Raw genomic sequence first — 9,367 nt, forward strand, 5'->3', positions numbered from 1 at the left:
TCGTAGAAAAAATCGGCATGAGCCGAACAATCAATGTACCGAGTATCCCTGTCACACTTCTGAAGGTGCAGGATATCAAAGTGTGTGAAATCACGGAAGATGGCCGTGCGATCGTCGCGTATGCCAGTGGCAAAAAGCGCAACAAAGCGGTCGAAGGTCAGCAGAAGAAGTATGGGTTGAGCCCTGAATACAACCGTTTCGCGACACTGAAAGTCGCCAACACCGAAGCGGGTGATCTCGATTTGACACCGCTTGCCGAAGCGAAAAAAGTCAAAGTGACATTCACCAGCAAAGGTCGCGGATTTTCAGGTGTCATGAAGCGATGGAACTTTGCGGGAGGACCCCGAAGCCACGGTTCACGTTTCCACAGAGCACCGGGATCGATCGGTAACTGTGAGTGGCCCGGACGCGTACAGCCGGGACAGAAGATGCCTGGTCAGTACGGTAATGCGAAGGTGACGGTAAAAAACGAAATCGTTTCATTCGATCCGGAAAACAAGATCCTTGTTGTCAAGGGTGCGGTTCCGGGACCGAACGGCGCAATGGGACGAGTAAGGATTTCTAAATGAGTACAGCAGTAGTTTTGAACGAAAAGATGGAAAAAGCGGGTGAAGCGGAAGTTCCGGCAAACTTCCTCGAAGCGAGTCCGCACAACCTATATTTATATGTAAAGTCGTATCAGGCGGCGCTGCGCTCCAACACGGCGCACACCAAAAACCGCTCCGCTGTCAGTGGCGGCGGCAAGAAACCCTGGAGCCAGAAAGGCCGAGGCGGCGCACGTGCCGGCTCGATCCGCTCTCCGCTCTTCGTCGGCGGCGGTGTCGCGTTCGGACCGAAAGCGAACCGCAACTACGACCAGAAAGTCAACAAGAAGCAGAAGCGTCTGGCGCTGATGCACGCCCTGGCCGAAAAAGCAGCCAACGGCAAACTCTACATCGTTGACAGCGTCGAAGTCGCCAGCGGCAAGACAAAAGACGCGGCGGCGATGATGAACAAACTGGGCGAGCGTGATGCTCTGTGGGTCAAGTCTCTGATCGACGACAAAACCTATATGGCATTTAGAAATCTTCCGAACTGTTATTTGATCGAAGAGAATGAACTCAACGGCTATCTTGCAGCAGCGTATCGCGCGGTTGTCATCGAGAAAGCGGTTTGGGAAAATCTGACGAAAGAGGGCTAAGATGGCGGATATTACTGATATCAAATCGATACTTTATACTGAAAAGACATTGGGCCTTCAGGAAGAGGGTGTCATCGTGGTTCAGACATCTCCGAAAGTGACGAAGAATCAGCTCAAAGCGATCTTCAAAGAGTATTTCGGTGTCAACCCGGTGAAGGTCAACTCTCTTCGCCAGAGCGGTAAAGTGAAGCGTTTCCGTGGAAAAGAGGGGAAACGTCCGGATTTCAAAAAGTTCTATGTGAAGCTGCCGGAAGGCGCACACATCGAGAGCTTGAGCGCGTAAGGGATAGGCAATGGCAATTAAAACATACAAACCGTATACACCGAGCCGACGCTATATGAGCGGCGTCGACAGCAGCGACATCACGTCCAAACCGACGGTGCGCAAGCTGCTGAAAAAACTGCCTGCGAAAGCGGGACGCAACAACCGCGGCCGTATTACGTCGCGCCACAAAGAGGCGGGTGCGAAGAAGCTCTATCGCATCATCGACTTCAAGCGCAACAAATTCGGCATCGAAGGTACCGTGGCGACGATCGAGTACGATCCGTACCGCAACTGCCGCATCTGTCTGGTCAACTATGCAGACGGTGACAAACGATACATCATCCAGCCGAGCGGCCTGAAAGTGGGCGACAAAGTCCAGGCGGCCGAAGCGGGTCTGGATATCAAGCCGGGTAACGCGATGAAGCTGAAGAATATCCCGGTCGGTACGCTGGTTCACAATATTGAAATGAAGCCGGGCAAAGGCGGTCAGCTGGTCCGAAGTGCCGGTGGCTACGCACAGATCATGGGTCGTGAAGACAAATACGTCATCATCCGTATGCCCAGTTCCGAGATGCGCAAAATTCTCGGTGAGTGCATGGCGACGATCGGAACGGTCGGCAATGAAGAGTTCAGCAATATCGTTATCGGCAAAGCGGGACGCAGCCGACACCTCGGTATCCGTCCGCAGACACGCGGCTCGGCGATGAACCCGGTCGATCACCCGCACGGTGGTGGTGAAGGTAAAACGAATTCCGGACGCCATCCGGTGACACCCTGGGGTATGCCGACCAAAGGCTTTAAAACTCGTCGTAAGAAAGCTAGTGACAAACTGATCATTTCACGACGCAAGAAAAAATAAGAGGATAGGTAGACATGGCAAGATCGATTAAAAAAGGTCCTTTTATCGACGAGCATCTAATGAAAAAAGTGCTCAAAGCGAAAGAGACCGGTGATACGAAACCAATTAAGACCTGGTCACGCCGAAGCACCATCTTCCCGGAGATGATCGGTTTGACTATCAACGTCCACAACGGACGCCAGTTCGTTCCCGTATATATTACGGAGAACCACGTCGGATACAAACTCGGCGAGTTTGCTCCGACACGTACGTTCCGCGGCCACAAAGGCTCGGTACAGAAAAAGATCGGGAAATAAGGGGGCCGCATGAGCAAAGCAACACTGAAATTCATTCGCCTCAGCCCGACGAAAGCACGACTGATTGCACGCGAAGTTCAGGGTATGAACGCGGAACTGGCTCTGGCCAGCCTCGAGTTTATGCCGAACAAAGCGGCGAAAGTCATTTCGAAAGTGATCGCGTCAGCCGTAGCCAACGGCGGTTACGAGCCGGAAGAGGTGGTCATCTCTTCCTGCCGTATCGACAAAGGGCCGGTTCTGAAGCGCTGGAAACCGCGTGCGCGCGGCCGTGCATCACGCATCATGAAACCAACATCTCACGTGATCGTCGAAGTCACAGAAGCGAAGGATAAGTAATGGGTCAGAAAGTCAATCCGATTGGTATGCGCCTTGGTATCAACCGTAACTGGTCATCCCGCTGGTATCCGAACTGGCAGCGTGTCCCTGCATTCATTGCGGAAGATGACAAAATCCGCAAGTTCCTGAAAAAGGAGCTCTACTATGCGGGAATCGCAGATATCATCATCGAGCGTACTGCAAAGCGCCTTCGTGTGACGATCGTCGCAGCCCGCCCCGGTATCATCATCGGTAAAAAGGGTGCCGATATCGAAAAACTGAAGACACGCCTGCAGAACATGGTGCAAAAGCCGGTGGCACTGAACATTCGCGAAGAGAAGCGTCCGCAGGCCTCCGCTCAGCTGGCGGCGGAAAATATCGCGACACAGCTCGAGCGTCGTGTCGCCTTCCGCCGTGCAATGAAGAAAGTGATCCAGGCTGCCCAGAAAGCGGGCGCGAAAGGGATCAAAGTCCAGGTAGCCGGCCGCCTTGGCGGTGCCGAAATGGCGCGAACCGAGTGGTATCTGGAAGGCCGTGTGCCGCTGCATACACTGCGTGCGAAAATCGATTACGGTTTTGCGCAGGCCTATACAACTTACGGAATTATCGGTGTCAAAGTATGGATCTTCAAAGGTGAGGTTCTCCAGAAGGGGATTCAACCGGAGCCTGCCGAAGAGAAACGCGGCCGCCGTGCTCCGAGACGTGGGAGGAGTTAATCATGTTGATGCCTAAACGAACGAAATACCGAAAACAGCAGAAAGGTCGTAACCGCGGCAAAGCCTATCGCGGCAACCAGCTCGCTTTCGGAAGCATCGGAATCAAAGCGACCGAAGCGGGACGTATCGACAGCCGTCAGATCGAAGCGGCACGTGTCGCGATGACGCGTCATGTCAAGCGTACCGGTAAGGTCTGGATCCGTGTCTTTCCCGACAAGCCGATCACTGCCAAACCCCTCGAAACACGAATGGGTAAAGGTAAAGGTGCCGTGGACAAATGGGTTATGAATATCAAGCCCGGCCGCATCATCTATGAGATGGCAGGTGTCGAAGAGAAGCTGGCGCGCGAAGCGCTGACGCTTGCGATGCACAAACTTCCTTTCAAAACAAAAATTGTAACGCAAGAGGCTAGCAATGAAATATACTGAGATTAGTGAAAAGAGCCGTGAAGAGCTCGAAACGATGTTGAAAGAGAAGAAGATGGAGCTGTTTGAGCTGAAACTCAAGCTCAAAACGATGCAGCTTACCAACCCGAACGAGATTCGTGTATGCCGCAAGGACATCGCACGTATCAAGACTGCCATCAGCGCGCAGAAGAATGGATAAGGATTTAGATTATGGCGTCTCATAAACGTATTATTCAAGGAACAGTTGTCAAGAAAGCGGGCGACAAGACGGCGACCATTCTGGTCGAGCGCCGCATTATGCACCCGCGCTATCACAAGACTGTCAAACGCTTTAAAAAGTATCTTATTCACGATGAGAACAATGCGACACACGTGGGTGATGTGGTCACGGCGATCGAATGCCGACCGATCTCCAAAACGAAGTCGTTCCGTCTCAAAGAGATCGTGAGTAGAGGAGTCGGATCATGATTCAGAGTTTCACAAGACTGAACGTCGCGGACAACAGCGGCGCAAAAGAGATTATGTGTATCAAGGTCCTCGGCGGCAGCAAGCGGCGTTACGCCAGCGTTGGCGACGTGATTGTCGCGTCCGTCAAGAAAGCATTGCCAAACGGCAAGGTCAAAAAAGGACAGGTCGTCAAAGCGGTCGTTGTCCGAACGAAAAAAGAGATTCAGCGTGAAAACGGTTCTCTGATCCGGTTCGACGACAATGCGGCGGTCATTCTCGATACGAAGAAAGAGCCGATCGGTACACGTATTTTCGGACCTGTCAGCCGTGAAGTGCGCTACGCGAACTTCATGAAAATCGTATCGCTTGCACCGGAGGTTCTGTAATGGCTAAGAAATTCAAAATCAAAAAGGGCGATACAGTCGAAATTATCGCCGGTGATGACAAAGGCAAAAAGGCGGAAGTACTTCAGGTGCTGCCTGCCAAAGATGCTGTCATCGTCGCAGGATGCAAAGTGGTCAAAAAGGCGGTCAAGCCGACCGAGCAGAATCCTGAAGGCGGGTTTGTCAACAAAGAGATGCCGATTCACATCTCCAACGTACGCAAAGTAGAAGGTGCCTAAGATGTTGAGACTGAAAGAGAAATTTAACGAATTGAAGCCGGTTCTGAAAGATGAACTGGAGCTCGAAAATCCGATGCTGATTCCGGCGCTCGAAAAGATCATCATCAGTGTGGGCTGCGGCGACGATGCGAAGGATACGAAAGTGATTCAGAATATCGCCGATACGATCAGCCTGATCGCCGGCCAGAAAGCGCTCATCGTCCCGGCACGCAAATCGGTTGCGGGATTCAAAGTGCGTGAAGGTATGCCGGTCGGTGTCAAAGTGACGCTTCGTGCTGACATGATGTACAATTTTCTCGACAAGCTGATCAGCGTCGCACTGCCGCGTGTGAAAGATTTCCGCGGTCTTTCCAGAAACGGATTCGACGGACACGGAAACTACAACTTCGGTCTGGACGAGCAGCTGATCTTCCCGGAAGTCGAATACGACAACATCATCAAAACGCATGGTATGAACATTACCATCGTTACAACGACGGATAGTGACAAAGCGGCATTCGCGCTTCTCGAGAAGCTGGGACTGCCTTTTGCAAAAGGACGACAAAATGGCTAAAAAATCGATGATTGCGAAGCAACAGCGAAAACCAAAATTCAAAGTTCGTGCGTACACGCGCTGCAGCATCTGCGGCCGCCCGCACTCTGTGTACAGAGATTTCGGCATCTGCCGTATCTGTCTGCGCAAAATGGCTAGCGAAGGACTTCTTCCTGGCATCAAAAAAGCAAGCTGGTAAGGAGATAGCATGGTGAACGATCTGATTGCAGATTCTTTGACACGAATCAGAAACGCATCGATGCGACGGTTGGAAGTGACCACGTTGCTCTATAGCAAAATGATTGAAGCGATTATGAAAATCTTTCAGGAGAAAGGTTACATCGAGAACTACAAAGTGGTTGAAAACGATGGTAAAAAAAGTATCAATGTTGTATTGAAATATGATGACAATGGACATACTGTCATCAATGAGATCAAACGGATCTCCAAGCCCGGACGACGCGTCTACAAAGGCAAGGAAGAGATCAAACGATTCAAAAACGGCTACGGCACGATTGTCGTAAGCACATCCCAGGGCGTTCTTGCCAACGATGAAGCGTACAAGCGCGGAATCGGCGGCGAAGTGCTTTGCAGTATCTGGTAAGGAATTAGAATATGTCACGTATAGGAAAGAAACCGATTGATATCCCGGCAGGCGTCGAAGTCAAGGTCGAGGGTACAGAAGTTGTCGTTTCCAAAGGAAAAGATGTCAAACGCCTCGATACACATGGTCGTGTCGATGTCGAAGTGACCGATAAAGAGGTCATCTTCCATCGTAAAGGCGATGACAAAGCCAGCAGCGCATTCTGGGGAACCTACCGCGCGCTGACACAGAACATGATCATCGGATTGACACAGGGATTCGAGAAAAAACTCGAAATCAACGGTGTCGGTTACCGTGCAGCTGTCAAGGGCAAAACGCTGGAGCTTCAGCTTGGCTTCTCGCACCCGGTCAACTACGAGATTCCGGAAGGAATCCAGATCGCGGTTGAGAAAAATGTTGTCTCTGTCAAAGGACAGGACAAGCAGAAAGTGGGTCAGGTTGCAGCCGAAATCCGCGCGTTCCGTCCACCGGAGCCTTACAAGGGCAAGGGTGTCAAATATGTGGATGAAGTGATTCTCCGCAAAGCCGGTAAAACAGGTAAATAAGGGTTGAAGAATGAATAGAACACTACTTTTGAAAAAGAATTCACAGCGTGCGAAACGTAAAGCCCGTGTACGCGGCAAAATTTTCGGCACGGCTGAAAAACCGCGTATTACCATTTTCCGCTCGAACAAGCATGTCTACGCCCAGGCGATTGACGATGTAGCCGGTGTGACGGTTGCAGCGGCTGACGGCCGTGTTATGGGACTCAAAGCGAATAAAGAGGCAGCTGTCAAAGTGGCCGAAGGGTTGGCATCTGCGATGAAAGCCAAAGGTCTCGACAAAGCGGTATTCGATCGCAACGGCTACATCTATCACGGTGTTGTCGCGGCATTTGCCGACGCGTTGCGTGAAAACGGAATACAGGTGTAAGGGTACAATATGGAAAATATCAATCGAGAAGATTTCGAAGAAGTTATCGTCAACATCGGCCGTGTCACGAAAGTTGTCAAGGGTGGTCGACGATTCCGATTTACAGCACTCGTTGTTGTGGGTGACCGCAACGGAACAGTCGGCTTTGGTATGGGGAAAGCGAAAGAGGTTCCCGATGCGATCCGCAAAGGTATCGACGAAGCGTTCAAAAACCTAGTCAAAGTCAACATCAAAGGCTCGACGATCGCACACGATATCGAGCACAAATACAATTCGAGCAAAATTCTGCTCAAGCCGGCCAGCGAAGGTACGGGAGTTATCGCCGGTGGTGCCGCGCGTCCCGTTATCGAGCTCGCCGGTATCAAGGATATCCTGACCAAATCACTGGGCTCCAACAACCCGAACAACCTCGTTCGTGCGACTGTTGAAGCGCTAAGCCGAATCAAAGGATAAGCGATGTCACTGCACAATCTTACAAACGCTCAGGGAAGCACGAAAAACCGCAAGCGTGTCGGCCGCGGCCAGGGAAGCGGCATGGGCAAGACCGCGACACGCGGCAACAAAGGACAGAAGTCCCGAACCGGCTACAAGCAGAAGCGCGGGTTCGAGGGCGGACAGCAGCCGATTCAGCGCCGCCTTCCGAAAGTCGGTTTCCGCTCCAGGGTGGAGAAGCCGTATGTGATCAACGTCGAGCGTGTTCCTGCAATCGCAGAGCTCAGCGAGATTACCATGGAGACACTTCTGAGTGTTCATACCATCAAAGGTAAACACAAGCGCGTTAAATTGATCGGCAAAGCGGCTCGCGAGCTTGCCGCCAAAATCAAAGACGAGCGTATTACAACCAGCGGAAAATAACCATGACAAAGTCATTGGTCAATAAAATCCTGATCACATTGGGATTTTTACTGGCATACCGGATTCTGGCCTATGTGCCGGTTCCCGGTGTTAACGTCGACGTTATCAAAGATTTCTTTGATTCCAACTCCTCCAATGCTCTGGGCATGTTCAATATGTTCAGCGGTAACGCCATCAGCAGGCTCAGCATCATCTCCCTCGGTATCATGCCCTACATTACGGCATCGATCATCATGGAACTTCTTGCCGCCACATTTCCCGAACTCGGGAAAATGAAAAAAGAGCGTGACGGGATGACGAAATATATGCAGATCATCCGTTATGCAACGATCGCCATCACACTGATTCAGGCAGTCGGTGTCGCTATCGGACTGCAGAGTCTGACAGGGAAAGGCGGAGAGAGTGCGATCATGGTCGACACGACGACATTTGTCACGATGGCGGCCTTCTCGATGCTGACGGGTACGATGCTGCTGATGTGGATCGGTGAGCAGATCACCCAGCGCGGTGTCGGCAACGGTATTTCGCTGATCATCTTCGCGGGGATTGTCAGCTCCATTCCGACCGCGATCGGCGGAACAATCAATCTCGTCAACACGGGTGAGCTGAACTTTCTTGTCGTCCTTGCGATTCTTGCGATTATCATCGCGACGGTCGGATTCATTATCTATGTGGAGCTGGGTGAACGGCGTGTACCGGTCAGCTACTCGCGCAAGGTGATGATGCAGAATCAAAAGAAGCGGGTCATGAACTACATCCCGATCAAGGTGAACCTATCGGGTGTCATTCCGCCTATCTTTGCTTCGGCGATTCTGATGTTCCCGAGCACGATTCTCCAGGCGTCGACCAACCCGATCGTTCAGAAGATCTCCGATTTTCTGAACCCGAACAGCTACACCTTCAATGTCATGATGTTCCTGTTCGTCATCTTTTTCGCCTACTTCTACGCGTCGATTGTCTTCAATGCAAAAGATATCGCGGAGAATCTGAAACGGCAGGGCGGATTCATTCCGGGCGTACGCCCGGGCGAGCATACGGCCGAGTTTCTCAACGAGGTGGCGAGCCGTCTGACATTCTGGGGAGCCATCTATCTGGCGATTATCTCCACACTGCCGTGGGTTCTGGTCAAAGGGATGGGTGTTCCTTTCTATTTCGGCGGAACAGCCGTACTGATCGTCGTGCAGGTCGCTCTCGATACGATGCGTAAAATCGAAGCACAGATCTATATGAGCAAATACGAAACGCTCAGCGCGGTAGGTCTGTAGATGTCGATTGCGATCCGCAAACCTGCAGAGATCGAACAACTACGCAAAGCGAACAAGATTGTCGGGGAGACGCTCCAATATCTACAGGAGAG

General features: G+C 51.7%; 20 protein-coding genes. All 20 read left to right on the forward strand.

All coding sequences use genetic code 11. The features are described from left to right. A partial coding sequence (gene rplC, locus Q1K24_RS08040; protein WP_300368599.1) for a 50S ribosomal protein L3 occupies positions 1-569 on the forward strand: 569 nt, incomplete at its 5' end. After that, positions 566-1,180: a 50S ribosomal protein L4 gene (rplD, locus tag Q1K24_RS08045; RefSeq protein WP_300368602.1), complete on the forward strand. Its 615-nt coding sequence runs from the start codon at positions 566-568 to the stop codon at positions 1,178-1,180. The genes rplC and rplD, both read left to right, overlap by 4 nt. Position 1,181: 1 nt before the next feature. Beyond that, positions 1,182-1,463, forward strand: a complete 282-nt coding sequence (locus tag Q1K24_RS08050) for a 50S ribosomal protein L23 (RefSeq protein ID WP_300368606.1) — start codon at positions 1,182-1,184, stop codon at positions 1,461-1,463. A gap of 10 nt (positions 1,464-1,473) precedes the next feature. Next, the gene (gene rplB / locus Q1K24_RS08055; RefSeq protein ID WP_300368608.1) at positions 1,474-2,304 is read left to right on the forward strand and encodes a 50S ribosomal protein L2; all 831 of its coding nucleotides are present in this window, start codon (positions 1,474-1,476) and stop codon (positions 2,302-2,304) included. A 14-nt stretch (positions 2,305-2,318) separates the two neighbouring features. Beyond that, positions 2,319-2,600 (forward strand): 30S ribosomal protein S19, encoded by a 282-nt coding sequence (gene rpsS, locus Q1K24_RS08060; protein WP_201351994.1) that lies wholly within the window; start codon positions 2,319-2,321, stop codon positions 2,598-2,600. A gap of 9 nt (positions 2,601-2,609) precedes the next feature. Beyond that, positions 2,610-2,936, forward strand: coding sequence for a 50S ribosomal protein L22 (rplV, locus tag Q1K24_RS08065; protein WP_300368611.1), 327 nt, complete (start codon positions 2,610-2,612; stop codon positions 2,934-2,936). After that, positions 2,936-3,631 (forward strand): 30S ribosomal protein S3, encoded by a 696-nt coding sequence (gene rpsC, locus Q1K24_RS08070; protein WP_300368614.1) that lies wholly within the window; start codon positions 2,936-2,938, stop codon positions 3,629-3,631. The genes rplV and rpsC overlap by 1 nt, the downstream gene beginning before the upstream one ends. Positions 3,632-3,633: 2 nt before the next feature. Continuing rightward, positions 3,634-4,059, forward strand: a complete 426-nt coding sequence (gene rplP / locus Q1K24_RS08075; RefSeq protein ID WP_300368617.1) for a 50S ribosomal protein L16 — start codon at positions 3,634-3,636, stop codon at positions 4,057-4,059. After that, positions 4,046-4,237 (forward strand): 50S ribosomal protein L29, encoded by a 192-nt coding sequence (rpmC, locus tag Q1K24_RS08080; RefSeq protein ID WP_300368620.1) that lies wholly within the window; start codon positions 4,046-4,048, stop codon positions 4,235-4,237. The genes rplP and rpmC overlap by 14 nt, the downstream gene beginning before the upstream one ends. An 11-nt stretch (positions 4,238-4,248) precedes the next feature. Further along, entirely contained in the window at positions 4,249-4,506 is a 258-nt protein-coding gene (gene rpsQ / locus Q1K24_RS08085) for a 30S ribosomal protein S17 (RefSeq protein WP_300368623.1), read from the forward strand. Continuing rightward, the gene (rplN, locus tag Q1K24_RS08090) at positions 4,503-4,871 is read left to right on the forward strand and encodes a 50S ribosomal protein L14 (RefSeq protein ID WP_300368626.1); all 369 of its coding nucleotides are present in this window, start codon (positions 4,503-4,505) and stop codon (positions 4,869-4,871) included. Before rpsQ ends, rplN begins: the two co-directional genes overlap by 4 nt. Then, positions 4,871-5,107 carry a 50S ribosomal protein L24 gene (gene rplX, locus Q1K24_RS08095; protein WP_201351987.1) on the forward strand — a complete coding sequence of 79 codons (237 nt, stop codon included), beginning with the start codon at positions 4,871-4,873 and terminating at the stop codon, positions 5,105-5,107. The genes rplN and rplX overlap by 1 nt, the downstream gene beginning before the upstream one ends. 1 nt (position 5,108) lies before the next feature. Next, a complete protein-coding gene (gene rplE / locus Q1K24_RS08100; protein WP_300368629.1) occupies positions 5,109-5,660 on the forward strand; it encodes a 50S ribosomal protein L5 in 552 nt (183 codons plus the stop codon). Continuing rightward, positions 5,653-5,838: a type Z 30S ribosomal protein S14 gene (locus tag Q1K24_RS08105; RefSeq protein ID WP_286336179.1), complete on the forward strand. Its 186-nt coding sequence runs from the start codon at positions 5,653-5,655 to the stop codon at positions 5,836-5,838. Before rplE ends, Q1K24_RS08105 begins: the two co-directional genes overlap by 8 nt. Before the next feature lie 9 nt (positions 5,839-5,847). Beyond that, on the forward strand, positions 5,848-6,243 hold the full coding sequence (gene rpsH / locus Q1K24_RS08110; RefSeq protein ID WP_300368632.1) for a 30S ribosomal protein S8: 396 nt from the start codon (positions 5,848-5,850) through the stop codon (positions 6,241-6,243). A gap of 11 nt (positions 6,244-6,254) precedes the next feature. Further along, the gene (rplF, locus tag Q1K24_RS08115; RefSeq protein WP_300368635.1) at positions 6,255-6,788 is read left to right on the forward strand and encodes a 50S ribosomal protein L6; all 534 of its coding nucleotides are present in this window, start codon (positions 6,255-6,257) and stop codon (positions 6,786-6,788) included. A gap of 10 nt (positions 6,789-6,798) precedes the next feature. Then, positions 6,799-7,155 (forward strand): 50S ribosomal protein L18, encoded by a 357-nt coding sequence (rplR, locus tag Q1K24_RS08120; protein ID WP_300368639.1) that lies wholly within the window; start codon positions 6,799-6,801, stop codon positions 7,153-7,155. A gap of 9 nt (positions 7,156-7,164) precedes the next feature. Continuing rightward, a complete protein-coding gene (gene rpsE / locus Q1K24_RS08125; RefSeq protein WP_092912926.1) occupies positions 7,165-7,608 on the forward strand; it encodes a 30S ribosomal protein S5 in 444 nt (147 codons plus the stop codon). Positions 7,609-7,611: 3 nt separating this feature from the next. Next, on the forward strand, positions 7,612-8,010 hold the full coding sequence (rplO, locus tag Q1K24_RS08130; RefSeq protein WP_300368642.1) for a 50S ribosomal protein L15: 399 nt from the start codon (positions 7,612-7,614) through the stop codon (positions 8,008-8,010). A gap of 2 nt (positions 8,011-8,012) precedes the next feature. After that, positions 8,013-9,275, forward strand: coding sequence for a preprotein translocase subunit SecY (gene secY, locus Q1K24_RS08135; protein WP_300368645.1), 1,263 nt, complete (start codon positions 8,013-8,015; stop codon positions 9,273-9,275). Positions 9,276-9,367 lie beyond the last annotated feature (92 nt).

Source organism: Hydrogenimonas sp. (assembly GCF_029932565.1).
Taxonomy (GTDB): domain Bacteria; phylum Campylobacterota; class Campylobacteria; order Campylobacterales; family Hydrogenimonadaceae; genus Hydrogenimonas.